General features: G+C 71.6%; 13 protein-coding genes and 1 pseudogene. 7 read left to right on the top strand and 7 right to left on the bottom strand.

Features of this window, described 5'->3' with window-relative positions; all coding sequences use genetic code 11:
* Positions 1–234: 234 nt before the first annotated feature.
* Complete coding sequence (locus tag OG711_RS09405; RefSeq protein WP_329559046.1) at positions 235–1,185, bottom strand: phosphotransferase enzyme family protein; 951 nt, start codon at positions 1,183–1,185, stop codon at positions 235–237.
* 206 nt (positions 1,186–1,391) lie between these two features.
* Here OG711_RS09405 and OG711_RS09400 point away from each other — a divergent pair, with 206 nt between their 5' ends.
* The 7 genes and pseudogenes from OG711_RS09400 to OG711_RS09370 all read left to right on the top strand — a co-directional run bounded on the left by OG711_RS09400 (position 1,392) and on the right by OG711_RS09370 (position 8,775).
* Positions 1,392–2,327: a carbohydrate ABC transporter permease gene (locus tag OG711_RS09400; protein WP_399545569.1), complete on the top strand. Its 936-nt coding sequence runs from the start codon at positions 1,392–1,394 to the stop codon at positions 2,325–2,327.
* Complete coding sequence (locus OG711_RS09395; protein WP_329559045.1) at positions 2,324–3,247, top strand: carbohydrate ABC transporter permease; 924 nt, start codon at positions 2,324–2,326, stop codon at positions 3,245–3,247. Before OG711_RS09400 ends, OG711_RS09395 begins: the two co-directional genes overlap by 4 nt.
* Complete coding sequence (locus OG711_RS09390) at positions 3,247–4,578, top strand: extracellular solute-binding protein (protein WP_405673058.1); 1,332 nt, start codon at positions 3,247–3,249, stop codon at positions 4,576–4,578. The genes OG711_RS09395 and OG711_RS09390 overlap by 1 nt, the downstream gene beginning before the upstream one ends.
* Before the next feature lie 181 nt (positions 4,579–4,759).
* A pseudogene (gene mgt, locus OG711_RS09385) lies at positions 4,760–6,017 on the top strand (macrolide-inactivating glycosyltransferase).
* Between the two features lie 111 nt (positions 6,018–6,128).
* The gene (locus OG711_RS09380) at positions 6,129–6,746 is read left to right on the top strand and encodes a DUF1697 domain-containing protein (RefSeq protein WP_329559043.1); all 618 of its coding nucleotides are present in this window, start codon (positions 6,129–6,131) and stop codon (positions 6,744–6,746) included.
* Complete coding sequence (locus OG711_RS09375) at positions 6,739–7,137, top strand: nuclear transport factor 2 family protein (RefSeq protein ID WP_266507289.1); 399 nt, start codon at positions 6,739–6,741, stop codon at positions 7,135–7,137. Before OG711_RS09380 ends, OG711_RS09375 begins: the two co-directional genes overlap by 8 nt.
* A gap of 96 nt (positions 7,138–7,233) precedes the next feature.
* A complete protein-coding gene (locus tag OG711_RS09370) occupies positions 7,234–8,775 on the top strand; it encodes an outer membrane protein assembly factor BamB family protein (protein WP_329559042.1) in 1,542 nt (513 codons plus the stop codon).
* Positions 8,776–8,886: 111 nt separating this feature from the next.
* Here OG711_RS09370 and OG711_RS09365 read toward each other — a convergent pair whose 3' ends face one another.
* From OG711_RS09365 to OG711_RS09340, 6 genes are all read right to left on the bottom strand, one after another.
* The gene (locus OG711_RS09365; protein WP_079184745.1) at positions 8,887–9,687 is read right to left on the bottom strand and encodes a sirohydrochlorin chelatase; all 801 of its coding nucleotides are present in this window, start codon (positions 9,685–9,687) and stop codon (positions 8,887–8,889) included.
* 5 nt (positions 9,688–9,692) lie between these two features.
* Complete coding sequence (locus OG711_RS09360; protein ID WP_079184746.1) at positions 9,693–10,688, bottom strand: ABC transporter permease; 996 nt, start codon at positions 10,686–10,688, stop codon at positions 9,693–9,695.
* Complete coding sequence (locus OG711_RS09355; protein WP_073789754.1) at positions 10,675–11,463, bottom strand: ABC transporter ATP-binding protein; 789 nt, start codon at positions 11,461–11,463, stop codon at positions 10,675–10,677. The genes OG711_RS09360 and OG711_RS09355 overlap by 14 nt, the downstream gene beginning before the upstream one ends.
* Positions 11,464–11,492: 29 nt before the next feature.
* A complete protein-coding gene (locus OG711_RS09350; protein WP_329559041.1) occupies positions 11,493–12,614 on the bottom strand; it encodes an aliphatic sulfonate ABC transporter substrate-binding protein in 1,122 nt (373 codons plus the stop codon).
* Positions 12,615–12,728: 114 nt separating this feature from the next.
* Positions 12,729–12,896: a hypothetical protein gene (locus tag OG711_RS09345; protein ID WP_178391046.1), complete on the bottom strand. Its 168-nt coding sequence runs from the start codon at positions 12,894–12,896 to the stop codon at positions 12,729–12,731.
* Positions 12,897–12,898: 2 nt separating this feature from the next.
* Positions 12,899–14,257 (bottom strand): sulfate adenylyltransferase subunit 1, encoded by a 1,359-nt coding sequence (locus OG711_RS09340; RefSeq protein ID WP_073789758.1) that lies wholly within the window; start codon positions 14,255–14,257, stop codon positions 12,899–12,901.

Here is a 14,257-nt window from a genome sequence, read left to right as displayed (position 1 = left end):
CAAAGGGGCGCGGGGAACTGCGCGAAACCACCGAGCGACGGCACAGGAACGAAGTGCGTCCTGCCGGACAGACCTGGGAAGCGCAAGCGAAGGCGACCCGCGGGGAACTGCGCAAACCCACCGAGCGACGGCACAGGAACGAAGTGCGTCCAGCACACGAAACCCACGAGCGACGGCACAGGAACAAGTGCGTCCAGTACGCGAAACCATAGGGACGGAAGCCAGGACGACCCGTTAGAACGGGTGCCAGCGCACTGATTCGTCGCCGTCCCGCAGGGACCCCACCCGGCGGCGGAACTCCGCGAGGGCCCCCGGATTGGCCGACGCATGCTGCGCGACCCACGCACAGCTCGCAGTCTCCCGCGCGCCCCGCAACACCCCGCAGCCGTCCCACTCCCGCACATCCCAGCCGTACGCGTCGGTGAACGCGTCGTACTCATGGCCGGGCAGGCCGTAGCGGTCGTGGGACAGGGCCATGACCACCAGATCGTGTTCGCGGAAGTCGTGGGCGAAGGTCTCCAGATCGACCAGGACCGGCCCGTCCGGCCCGACATGGACATTGCGGGGGAGCGCGTCACCATGGATCGGCCCGGGGACGAGCCGAGGGGTGAGCGCGGCGGCGGCCGCGGCGAAACCGTCCCGCCGCTCCCGCAGATACGCGGCGTCGGCCGGATCGATCGCGTCACCGGCCAGCCGCAGCCAGCGTTCCACCCCGCCCAGCAGCTCACGGCGGGGCAGCTCGATCTCCGGGGCGGGAAGGGAGTGCACCCTGCGCAGCAGCGTCGCGAGGTCACTTCCGCCCGCGGGCCGGACCGCGTCGGGCAGCCGCCACCACACGGTCACGGGGTGCCCGTCGACCAGCAGCGGATCGGGACGCGCCGCGCGGACCGCGGGTACGTCCGCCGAGGCCAGCCAGGCCGCGACGGCCAGTTCCCGGCGGGCCCGCGCCAGCAGTTCGGCGCCACGGCCCACCTTGACCACGAGGTCGCCCGCCGCGAAGACCGCGTTCTCACCGAGCGCCAGCAGCTCGGCGCCCGCAGCCCCCGTACCGGGCCAGGTTCCCGTACTGGCCCCCGTACCGCCCGGGCCACCGATCCCACCGGGGCCCGTGTCCGTACCTCCGCCGCCGTCGGCGGGCAGTACCCGCGCGGCCTCCAGCACCTCGCGCGCCCGTGCCTCGTCCATCCCCGACCCTCCGCCGAACCGACCTGACCGCACCGCACCGCGTCCGCGTTCCGGGACCGGCGCCGGGCGCAAGTGTCGCATTCGGCCTGTTCGCGGGGTTCACAAGGGCCAGCGGGGCGTCTTGACGAGGTCCGCCGACGACAGCACGATGGCCGGGGCCGCCGCCGTGGGCGGACCGGACGAGGCCCCCGGAAGGAGCCGGACCGGTGACACTGGCGCCCCCGACGGAACGGGCCGAGCGGGCCGGGCCCACCCCCGGCAGGTCCCGGCGCCGTCCGGATCACGGGGCGTGGTTCCTGGTACTGCCCGCGCTGATCCCCATCCTCGTGCTCAGTGTCGGTCCGCTGCTCTACGGGATCGCGCTGGCGTTCACCGACGCGCAGTCCGGCCGGACCCGCTCCACCCAGTGGATCGGGACGCTGAACTTCCGGGACCTGCTCCAGGACACCCTGTTCTGGGAATCGTTCCGGATCGGGCTGGTGTGGGCCGTCGGGGTGACGATCCCCCAGTTCGTGCTCGCGCTCGGGCTGGCGCTGCTGCTGAACGAGCGGCTGCGGCTGCGCTGGCTGGCACGGGCGCTGGCGATCATCCCCTGGGCGATGCCGGAGGTCGTCGTCGGCATCATATGGCGACTCGTCTACCACCCCGACGCGGGCGTCCTCAACGAGACCCTGCGGGATCTGGGGCTCGGCGACGGCCGGGACTGGCTGACCGGGCTGGCCACGGCACTGCCCGCGGTGATCGTCGTCGGGATCTGGGCGGGCATGCCGCAGACCACGGTCGTGCTGCTCGCCGGGCTCCAGAACACCCCACGCGAACTCCACGAGGCGGCGGCGATGGACGGCGCCGGGGCCTGGCGCCGCTTCCGGACGGTCACCTGGCCGGCGTTGCGCCCGATCGCGCTGGCCGTCTCCGCGCTCAACCTCATCTGGAACTTCAACGCCTTCGCCCTGGTCTATGTACTGACCGCGGGAGGCCCCGGCGGCCGGACCCGGCTCCCGATGCTGTTCGCGTACGAGGAGGCCTTCCGGTACGGGCAGTTCGGGTACGCGGCCGCGATGGGCTGTGTGATGGTGGCGCTGGTCGCGGTGCTGCTCGCGCTGTATCTGGTGGGGCGGCTGCGGGAGGGCGGCGACCGATGACACGGGACCCTGTGACACACGCGGTGGGGGAAGGGCCGGTCACCGGCGGGCGGGGGCGGCCCGGGAAACGCCGGCCGGTGCGGCGCCGGGGCGGGGCCCGGCTCCGGCGGGCCGGACAGTACGCGGCGCTGCTGGCGTATCTGGTGTTCCTCGCCTTCCCGTTCGTGTGGCTGATCTCGACGGCCTTCAAGCCGCCGCGTGAGCTGGGCGGACTGCACCCCGGCTGGCTGCCCGACGACCCGACGCTCGCGAACTTCCGGCAGGCCTTCGACGAGCAGCCGCTGCTGCGCGCGGGGCTCAACTCGTTCGTCGCGGCGTTCTGCGCGGCGCTGGTGGCGGTCGTGCTGGCGACCCCGATGGCGTATGTGATGGCCCGGCGGCGGACGGTACTGGCGCGGGCGGCGACGGGATGGGTGGTGGTGAGCCAGGCGTTCCCGTTCGTCCTGGTCATCATTCCGCTGTTCCTGGTGCTGCGTGAACTGCGGCTGGTCAACTCCGTACCGGGGCTGATCCTCGTGTACGTGGTGTGGGCCCTGCCCTTCGCGCTGTGGATGCTCGTCGGATACGTCCGTGCCGTGCCGCCCGAACTGGAGGAGGCCGCCGCGGTCGACGGGGCGGGACGGGCGCGGACCCTGGTGTCGGTGGTGGCGCCGCTGCTGGCGCCGGGGATCGTGGCGACCGGGCTGTTCGCCTTCATCAGCGCGTGGAACGAGTTCTTCTTCGCGCTGGTGCTGCTGAAGACACCCGAGCGGCAGACCCTGCCGGTGGTGCTGACGCACTTCATCGGGGCGGAGGGCGCGGCGGATCTCGGTCCGCTGGCCGCGGCGGCGTTCCTCGCCACGCTTCCCTCGCTGGTCATCTTCGCGCTGATCCAGAAGCGGATCACCGGCGGGATGATGGCCGGGGCGGTGAAGAGCTGATGCGGCGCGGCCGTCGGCAGGGGAGGAGCACGGGGACCGTGCGCGGCCGTTCGGGGGTGCTCGCGGTCCTCACCGTTCTCGCGCTGCTGCTGGGCGGGTGCGCGGGAGGCGGGGACGGCACCGGTCCCGACGGCCGGATCACCCTGCGGTTCCAGTCGCTCGCGTGGCAGAAGGACTCGGTCGACGTCACCCGGGAACTCGTCCGGGAGTGGAACGCGCGTAATCCGCGGGTGCGGGTCAGCTATGTCCAGGGCAGTTGGGACAGCGTCCACGACCAGTTGCTGACCTCGTTCGAGGGCGGCGAGGCGCCGGACATCATCCATGACGCCTCGGACGATCTCGCGGACTTCGCGTACGGGGGGTATCTCGCCGATCTGCGGGGGCTGCTGTCCCGGCGGCTGGAGCGGGACATCCCCCGGCGCAGCTGGGACACGGTGACCTTCGGGGACGGGGTGTACGGCGTTCCGTTCCTCCAGGAGCCGAGGGTGCTCATCGCCAACGCGGAGCTGCTGGAGCGCTCCGGGGTGCGCGTCCCCACCCCGCAGGAGCCGTGGAGCTGGCCGGAGTTCCGCGAGGTCACCCGGCGGCTGACCGGGGACGGGGTGCACGGGGTGGGCTGGCCGCTCAGGGAGCCGGTCTCCTCGACGCTCAATCTGTCGCTGTCCACCGGCGGCCGGATGTTCGTCCGGGGAGCGGACGGCAAGGCCAGGGTCACGTTCGGGCCGGGTGACGAGGTGATGCCCCGGACCGTGCGCGATCAGGTGAACGACGACCGCAGCGCGGCGCGCACCACCCTCGGGATGGGCGGTTCGGACACCCTGCCCGGCTTCTTCGGCGGGCGGTACGCGATGGTGCCGCTCGGTTTCTCCTACCGGCAGCAGATCGTGCAGCAGGCACCGGCCGGGTTCCGCTGGCGGGTCCTTCCGGCGCCTGCCGGACCGGAAGGACCGGTGCAGGGGGTCAGCCCGCAGACGCTGTCGATCGCGGAGGAGAGCCCGCACAAGGAGGAGGCGGCACGGTTCGTCGACTTCCTGCTCCAGCCGCGCAACATGGTCCGGCTGGCGCTCGGTGACTGGATGCTGCCCACGGGCGAAGAGGCCCTGCGGGACCCGGCGCTGCGTACCGCCTCCCATGGCTGGGCGACCGGTACCGCGCTGGCGGCACATCTGCGCGCGGCGCCCGCGCCGTCGGTACGGGGCTACCCCGAGTGGAAGGACAAGGTGGCGACACCGGCCTTCCAGGAGTACTACAGCGGCGCCATCGGGCTGGACGAACTGCGTCGCAGGCTGGAGCGGGACGGGAACCTGGTGCTGGCGCGCTACCAGCGTTGAGCGGTTCCGGTTCCGGTTCCGGTGGTCCCGGTCCCGGTCCCGGGCCCCGACCTCGTCCCCGGCCCGGCCCCGGCCCCCGGCGTCCGACCCCGCCCCCTGGCCGACCCGCGCCCCTCGGAGCCCGCCCCCCTGGCGCCCCGCCCCCGGCCCCCGCCCCCGGAGTGATCCCCGGCGTCCGGGAATCAGATTGGACGAGACGTATCGTCTCACGTATGGTTCCCGGTATGCCTACCCCCCGACCTGCCCATATCGCCATGTTCTCGATCGCGGCCCATGGCCATGTGAACCCGAGCCTCGAAGTGATCAGGGAACTCGTCGCCCGCGGCCATCGCGTCACCTACGCCATTCCGCCGGCCTTCGCCGAGAAGGTCGCCGCGACCGGCGCGGAACCCCGGCTCTGGAACTCGACCCTGCCCACCGACGACGAACCGGAGAAGTGGGGCACCGAGCTGATCGACAACATCGAGCCCTTCCTCGCGGACGCCCGGCAGGCGCTGCCGCAGCTGATCGCGGCCTACGAGGGCGATGAACCGGACCTCGTGCTCTCCGACATCACCGCGTATCCGGCGCGGGTGCTCGCACACCGCTGGGGCGTTCCCCAGGTGCAGCTCTCCCCGAACCTCGTCGCGTGGGAGGGGTACGAGGAGGAGGTCGGCCGGCCCATGTTCGAGCCGTTGAAGCAGACCCCGCGCGGCAAGGCGTACTACGACACCTTCGGCGAATGGCTCACGGAGAACGGGCTCGACCTGTCCGTGGACGACTTCAGCGGCAGGCCCGACCGCAGTCTCGTCCTCATCCCCAAGGTGCTCCAGCCGAACGCGGACCGGGTCGACGAATCCGTGTACTCCTTCGTCGGCGCCTGCCAGGGCGACCGTGGTGAGCAGGGCGTATGGCACCGGCCCGCCGGTGCGGAGCAGGTGCTGCTGGTGTCGCTCGGCTCCACCTTCACCAAGGAACCCGGCTTCTACCGTGAGTGCGTGAAGGCGTTCGGGGATCTGCCGGGCTGGCATGTGGTGCTCCAGATCGGCAAGTTCGTGGACCCCGCGGAGTTGGGCGAGGTGCCCGGCAATGTGGAGGTCCACTCGTGGGTGCCGCAGCTCGCGGTGCTGCGGCAGGCGGACGCCTTCATCACCCACGCGGGCGCGGGCGGCAGCCAGGAGGGCCTGGCGACGGGTACCCCGATGGTCGCCGTACCGCAGGCGGTCGACCAGTTCGGCAACGCCGACATGCTCCAGGGCCTCGGCGTCGCCCGGCATGTGCCCAAGGCGGAGGCGACCGCCGACACGCTGCGCGCCGCCGTCCTCGACCTGGTGGGCGACCCGGAGGTGGCGCGCAGGCTCGCGGAGATCCGGGCGGACATGGCGGGTGAGGGCGGGACGAAGCGGGCGGCCGATCTGATCGAGGCGGAGCTGGCCGCCACGGCGGCGCGCGAGGGCTGAACGCGAACCCCACGGGCGGTACGGGAAGTCATGGGTCAGATCCCCCTGACCGTGGGCCGCACGGGCCGGAGCGTCCCTGAGAGGGCCCCCGAGGTCCCCTATCGTGACCTCATGACGACGTACGCGGCGCTGTTACGGGGCATCAACGTGGGCGGCCACCGGAAGGTTCCCATGGCGGACCTCCGACGGCTCCTTGAGGACCTCGGGTACGAGAACGTGCGGACGTATCTCCAGAGCGGCAACGCGGTCTTCTCGACCGGTGCGGCGGAGCCGGGCACTGCCGGGGCGCCGACCGGTGGCGCCGGGCCCGCCGCCCGCTCCGGTGCCGCCGTCTGCGGGGACACCGACGCCGTAACCGCCGCCCTGGGCAGGGCCGTCGAGGACCGCTTCGGCTTCGCCGTGGAGATCCTGGTCCGCGACCACGGATATCTGCGGGCCGTCGTCGAGGACTGCCCCTTCCCGGCCGAGAGCCTGGAGGGACGCCAACTGCACGTCACCTACCTCTCGAAGGACGTGGACGAGGACCGCTTCGCGGCGCTGGACCGGGCCGCGTTCCTCCCTGAGGAGTTCCGCGTCGGCGACCACGCCCTGTACCTGTACGTCCCCGACGGGCTCGGCCGCTCCCGCCTCGCCGACGCCCTCGCGAAGCCCGCGCTGTGGAAGGGCGTCGTCGCCACGTCCCGCAACTGGAACACCGTCACCAGACTCATGGAGATGACCCGTGACTGACACCCCGTCCGCCGCGGCCGACGCGCTGTCCGCCGTGGACGCCGCCGTCCAGGGGGAGTTGCGGCTTCTCGACCCGGACGTGCGGCCCTCCCCGGAACTGGTCGGCGCGCTGCTGCACCCCGAGTTCACCGAGATCGGTGCCTCCGGCCGGCTCTGGGACCGTGACTCTGTCCTCGTCGCACTCGCGGAGCGGCCCGGCAACGGCGTCCGCCCCATCACCACCTCACGGATGCGGGGCGTGCAGCTCACCCCGGACTGCGTCCACCTCACCTTCGACACCGACAACAACGGCCGCCTCGCCCACCGCAGTTCCGTGTGGCGCCGCACCGAGGCGGGCTGGCTGCTGTACTTCCACCAGGGCACGCCGTACATCGACGACGAAGAGCTCTGATTGCCCTGGTCCCTCCGCCCGTCCGGGAGCCCTGCCCCTACGATGTGATCTTCATTCATGGGGTGCTGGGGAGCACCCGGGGACAAGGGGACATCCATGACACAGGACCGCAGACCGCCGGACCGTACCCCATCGGGAAGGAGGAGTCCCCTCGGCTGGGTGCTCGGCCCGCTCGGGGGCGCGCTCGTCGTGCTGGCCGTCATCTTCCACATCCGGGGCTGGGGCTCGATACCCGGGGGTTCGTGCGGCTCCAGGGCCCAGGCGTGCGCGGACGGGACGGGCACGCTGATCGTCCTCGCCTTCGTGTTCACCTTCACCGGCGTGCTCATGCTCATCCTGGGGCTGATGCTGATGGCCGCCGACCGGTTCGGCAAGAACCGTCTCATCGGGCTGCCCCTCGCCGGTGCCCTGCTGATCGCCTGGCCGGGCTGGCAGCTCACCGAGTGGCTGCGCGGACCCATGCTGGACATCGCCTGGACCACCCCGCTCGACCGACCCGAGACAACACATGCCCAGGGCCTTTGGGTGACCGGTGACGGAACGGTGGTCCGGGGCCGCCCCGACGCCCTGATCGCCCATGATCCGCGCGGCGGTGAACACCGCTGGAGCGTCGACGCCCCGGTGCGGATGTCCCTCTGCTCGATGAGTGACACCATGTCGCAGGGAATCGCGCTCGCCGCGTACGCCCGGCACGAGAAGCCCTGTGGGACCGTGGCGGCGATCGACACGGACAGCGGCCGCACCCTGTGGAGGAAGACGGTCGACGCGGACGACCTCCGCTTCACCCGGCCGCAGGGCGGGCGGGTCGCGAGCGACGGCGGGACGGCGGTCGTCGCGACGAAGGACGGCGCCCGGGCCTTCGGTCTGCGGGCCGGCAAGCCGCGTTGGTCGTACCGGCTGGACGACGACTGCGCGCCGGCACTCGTGTCCGCGGGCGGTGGGCGGACCCGGATCGTGGAGGTCTGCGACCCCTTGGATGCCGGCAAGGTGACGGCCCGCGTCCTGACCCTGGACAGCGGCGACGGCAAGAAGCTCCGTCGGTACGACCTGCCGACGGAGACGAGCCTGAGCGAGCTCGACGTGATCTCCGCCGACCCCTTCGTGATCCGTGTGACGGAGAGTGACGAGCGGGGGCTCGACGCGGTGCTCGCCTTCGGGGAGGACGGCGTCGAGCCCGTCGTGGTGAAGCGGATCGGGACGGATGAGGAACTCGCCCTGGGCACCGCGCAGTCCCGCTTCCCGGCCCAGGCGGGGCTGAAGGCGTTGGTGCACAAGAACACCCTGATCGCCGCCACCCGGACCACCGGCGAGGACGTGCCGCAGCACGTCTCGGCGTACTCGTTGCGGGACGGAGCGCGGCAGTGGCGGGTCAAGGCCGCGGACAGCTGGGGGGACGCAGTCGGATCGCTGACGGTGGCCGACGGGCGGATCGGGGTGTACGTCGAGGACCGGCGGGTGCTGAGTCTCGATCCGCGGACCGGTGCGAAGCAGCACGACCACGGCGCCGTGGTCGACGAAGCGGGGTTGGAGATCGGCATGGACACACAACTCCTCGGCGGGCCCGGTGACGGCTGGACCCTGGTCAACGCCGACAGCGGTGAGTACCCGCCGCTGCTGGGCCTCACCCCCAAGGACTGACCCCGACCGGTCCGGCAAGCACGGTGGTCCCGTACCCGAGCGGGTACGGGACCACCGTGTTTGCCGGACACACCGGCGTCCGGATCGTGTGTCCGGTTCGTACTCAGGCGCTCAGGCGCCCAGCGCGACCCGCTGCCGGGCCCCAGGGCCGTACGACGGGGCGCCATGAGCCGGGGGACCGTACGCCGCCGGACGGGCCGCCGCCTCGTCGTAGCGTCGCAGCAGGACCCGCGCCACCTCCGGCGCGGGGCCCAGTACCCCGGCGATCACATCGGCGCCCGCCTCGGCCGCGCCGCGCGCTATCCGGTCCGGCAGCCTGCCCGGGGCCAGGACATAGGGGGCCACCGCGATCCGGCGGACCCCCCGCGCGCGCAGCTCCCGTACCGCGTCCTCGGTACGGGGAAGGGACGCGGAGGCGAACGCGGGCCGCACGGCGCACCAACCGGTGTGCCGCCACTCCCGCGCGATTTCTGCGATCACCGCGATCGCCTCCGGGTCTGTGGAGCCCGCCGAGGCCAGGACGACCCCGGTCGCGGGCTTGTCGCCGGGCGTGAGCCCGGCCTCGTACAGCCGCCGTTCCAGCACGGCCGTGAGCAGCGGGGACGGTCCCAGGACCCCGGCCTGCCGGATACGCAGCGCCGCGGGAGCCTCCCGCAGCACCGCGGGGATGTCCGCCTTGGCGTGGAACGCCCGGGTGAGCAGCAGCGGTTGGGCCACCACGTCCCGGACGCCCTCGGCGGCCAGTGACTCCAGTACCGCCGCGACCGACGGCACGGTGAAGTCGAGGAAGCCGGTCTCCACCCGCAGCCCCGGCCGCAGCGCCCGTACCCGCTCCACCAGAGCGTGCACGGTCGCGGCATGGCGCGGGTCACGACTGCCGTGGGCGACGACCAACAGGACCGGTTCGTTCATGACGATCAGCTCTTCACCAGCAGGCCGCGGCTGCGCAGGACCCACCGCTCCAGCGGACTGAAGATCAGCAGGTCGATCGCGATACCGACGATCAGGATCATGAGGATGGCGAGGAACACCATGGACATGCTGCTGGCGGTACGGCCGTTCTCCAGCAGCTGTCCGAGGCCCACCCCGAGCTCCGGCGACGACGCGATGATCTCGGCGGCCATCAGCGAACGCCAGGAGAACGCCCAGCCCTGCTTCAGTCCCGCCAGATAACCGGGCAGCGCCGCCGGCATGACGATGTGCCAGGTGTGCCGCAGTCCCGTGGCGCCCAGGGTGCGGCCCGCCCGCAGGAACAGCGGGGGCACCTGGTCGACACCGGAGACCAGACCGTTCGCGATCGAGGGGACCGCGCCCAGCAGGATCACCGCGAACATCATGGAGTCGTTCAGCCCGAGCCAGATCACCGCGGGCGGCACCCAGGCCACCGACGGCAGCGACTGGAGGCCCGAGAGGATCGGACCGATCGCCGCCCGGACGAACTTCACCCGGGCGACCACCAGCCCCAGCGGGGTACCGATCGACAGGGCCAGCAGGAACCCGAGCAGCCCCCGGGACACACTGGTCCAGATGTATTCGAGGAGCGTGCCCCGCTGCCAGGCGGTCACCACCTCGTCCCACACCTCGGCCGGCGCGGGCAGCTTGTAGCTCTCGGTGACCTCCGCCCAGACGAGGACCTGCCACACCACCAGCACCAGCGCCACCGCGATCAGCGGCGGCAGCACCTTCTGCACCAGGGTCTGGCGCAGCGGGGTACGGCTGCTCGGCACGGCGTCCAGCGCGTCGAGCCCGGCCTCCAGTCCCGCGAGGTCGTGCGGATCGCTGTCGGCCCGGCCCTGGGCGCCGGTGCCCTTGGCGGGGTCCTCCTTGGTGACGGTGCCGCCCCCGGCCGGGACGGTGTCCCGGCCGGTTCCGTCGGTGCCGTCGTGACCGGCGGTCGGGTCAGTGCTGGCCATGGCGGCGGATCTCCCCACGCAGTTTTTCGGTGATCTCGACGGACAGCTCCGCGACGGCGCTGTCCTCGATACGGCGCGGCTGCGGGATGTCCACCGTCCACTGGTGCGCCACCCGGCCGGGCCGGGACGACAGCAGTACGACCCGCTCGGCGAGCCGTACCGCCTCCCGCACGTTGTGCGTCACGAACAGCACCGACACCTTCGTCTCCCGCCAGATGCGGGTCAGTTCGTCGTGCAGCACATCGCGGGTGATCGCGTCGAGCGCGGCGAACGGCTCGTCCATCAGCAGCAGCTGGCTGTCCTGCGCCAGCGCGCGGGCCATCGCCACCCGCTGCCGCATCCCGCCGGACAGCTCGTGCACCCGCTTGCCGTACGAGCCCTTCAGCCGTACCAGCTCCAGCAGTTCCTCCGCCTTGTCGCGGCGGTCGGACTTCGTGACACCCCGCAGCTTCAGGGCGAGTTCGATGTTCTTGCCCGCGGTGAGCCAGGGGAACAGCGCGTGCTCCTGGAACATCAGGGCGGGCCGCCCCTCGGTGCTGATGGTCCCGGTGCTCGGGCGGTCCAGCCCGGCGACCAGGTTCAGCAGGGTCGACTTCCCGCAGCCCGACGCCCCCAGGAGGGTGACGAACTCCCCGGGCGCGACATCGAGGGTGATGTCGTCCAGGACGAGCTGGGCCCCGGCGGGACCGTTGAAGGACTTCGAGACATGCTCGATCCGGGCCGCCGGAGCGGCGTGCCGGATACCGTCGGCGGCCTTGGCGAAGGTCGTGGCCATGGTCGTCACCTCCTGAGGTCGGGGAACCGCTACTTGACGCCGAGCCCGGCGTCTTCGACCGCGGGCTTGCCCTCGGCCTTCAGGACCTTGTTCAGGGTCGACAGGTCGTAGATGCCGTCCAGGTCCGGGTCCTCCAGCAGACCCGCCTTCACCGCGTAGTCCGCCCCGGTCTTCAGGGTCGACGCCAGCGGGTCGTCGATGAACTCGATCGACGGCCAGGCGCTGTCGAGGACGTCCGCGGGCAGCGGCTTGCCGGACAGGGCCTTCAGCTTGTCGTTGGCGGCCTTCTTGGCCTCGTCCGGGTTGGCGTTGATCCACGCGTTGGTCTTCACCGTGCCGCGCAGCACCGCCTCGACCACGTCCGGGTGGGACTTGAGGAACTTCTGCGACACGATCACATGCGTGATCACGAACTTCTTGTCCGGCCACAGGTCGGCCTCGTTGAGCAGGACCTTCCCGCCGAGGGCCACCAGACGGGACGCGGTCGGCTCCGGCACCCAGGCACCGTCGACGGACCCCGCCTTGTAGGCGTCCGGGGTGATCTTGTTGTCGGTGCGGACGACGTTGACATCGCCCTTGCCGCTCTGCGCGTCGATCTTCCAGCCCTTTTCGGCGGCCCAGTTGAGCAGGGCCACGTCCTGGGTGTTGCCGAGCTGCGGGGTGGCGATGTTCTTGCCCTTGACGTCGTCGACCGTCTTGATCTTCTTCGGGTCGACGACGAGCTTCACCCCGCCGGAGGCCGAACCGCCGACGATGCGCAGGTTCTCACCGTTGGACTTGGTGTAGCCGTTGATCGCGGGGGAGGGGCCGATCCAGCCGATGTCTATGGAGCCCGAGTTCAGCGCCTCGATCTCCGACGGTCCGGCGTTGAACTGCGAGTACGACACCTTGGTGCCGCCGAGTTCCTTCTGGAAGAGCCCTCTGTGGTCACCGATCAGCGCGGTGGCATGGGTGAGGTTGGGAAAGTATCCGATCTTCACCGTGTCGGCGGAGAGCTTCTTGGCGTTCGCGGCCGGGGCGGCCTTGTCGGCCGTGTCCTCGTCGGCCTCGGAGCCGTAGCCGCAGGCGGCCGCGGTGATCGCGAGGAGCGGCAGGGCCGCCGCGACGGCCAGGTGGCGGCGCAGGGCGGTGGATCGGAAGGTGGCAGGCACGGGAGGTGGTCCTCTCGTCGGCCCGGCGCTCACGTACTCAAGTCGTGGCCGGGAATTCGGCGGGTTTTCGGCACGGCGGGTGGGGGGTGAGGGCGCGCAAGCGGTGCGCGTACGTCATCGCGCACATCGCCCCACACCGCCCTGCCCACTGCCCAGTGCGCCGCTGCCGACGCGGCCCCCCTCCTTCGCGAAGGTCGCGAAGACGGAGAACAGACCCACGGTCGTGGTCGTGGTGTCGTTCATCCTGCCGGTCACCTCCCCCTGCTCCCCCTGCGTGCTCATCGCTAGAAGTCCCACCCCTCCTCGTCGTCCGTCGTGCCGGTGGCCGTGGCCGCCCCGGTCGCCGCGAACGACTCGCCCGCCATTCCGGCGGCGAGTGTCGTACCGTCCGCCGGGTCGATCAGGAGGAACGACCCGGTGCGCCGTGACTCCGCGTACGCGTCGAGCGCGAGCGGTTCGGCGGTGCGGACCCGGACCCGGCCGATGTCGTTGGCGACCAGCCGCTCCGGGTTCCTGGCCTGCGAGAGATCGTCCAGCGTGAGCCGGGACGGGATCTCCTGGACGATCGCCTTGACCGTGCGGGTCGTGTGCTTCAGCAGCACCCGCTGCCCCACGGTGAGCGGTATGTCCGCGACATGGCAGACCGTCGCCTCGATGTCCCGGGTGGTCGACGGCGCGTCCCGCGCCGGGACGACGAGGTCACCGCGGGAGATGTCGATGTCGTCCGCCAGCAGCAGCGTCACCGACTGCGGGGTCCACGCCACGTCCACCGGTACGCCCAGCAGATCGATCCCGGTGACCGTGGAGGTGCGGCCCGACGGAAGGACCATGACCTCCTCGCCGACCCGGAACGTCCCGGCGGCGATCTGCCCGGCGTACCCCCGGTAGTCGGGGTGCTCGGCGGTCTGCGGCCGGATCACGTACTGCACCGGCAGCCGCGCGTGGCACTCGGCCAGGTCATGGCTGACGGGGACCGTCTCCAGGTGCTCCAGCACCGTGGGGCCGCCGTACCAGTCCATCCGCGCCGACGGGTCCACGACGTTGTCCCCGGTGAGCGCCGAGATCGGGATCGCGGTCACCTCGGGCACGCCCAGCTCGGTGGCGTACGCGGTGAACTCCTCCGCGATGTCCGCGAAGACGGGCTCGGCGAAGTCCACCAGGTCCATCTTGTTGACCGCGAGGACGACGTGCGGCACCCGCAGCAGGGCCGCGATGGCCGCGTGCCGCCGGGTCTGCTCGACCACGCCGTTGCGGGCGTCCACCAGGATCACCGTCAGCTCGGCGGTGGACGCGCCGGTGACCATGTTCCGGGTGTACTGCACATGGCCCGGGGTGTCCGCGAGGATGAACCGTCTGCGCGGGGTCGCGAAGTAGCGGTACGCCACGTCGATGGTGATGCCCTGCTCCCGTTCGGCGCGCAGGCCGTCGGTGAGCAGCGCCAGGTCGGGGGTCTCCTGGCCACGGCTGAGGGAGGCGTGCGCGACGGCCTCCAGCTGGTCGGTGAGGACCGACTTGGAGTCGTGCAGCAGCCGCCCCACCAGCGTCGACTTGCCGTCGTCCACGGAACCGGCGGTCGCGAAGCGCAGCAGGGTCGTCGCCGCGAGACCGGCGAACGGGTCCGTGGTGGCAGTGCTGTTCGTCAT

The organism is Streptomyces uncialis (assembly GCF_036250755.1).
Classification (GTDB): domain Bacteria; phylum Actinomycetota; class Actinomycetes; order Streptomycetales; family Streptomycetaceae; genus Streptomyces; species Streptomyces uncialis.
Note: the sequence above shows the minus strand (reverse complement) of the source record. Positions and strands in the feature narration are given on the sequence as shown.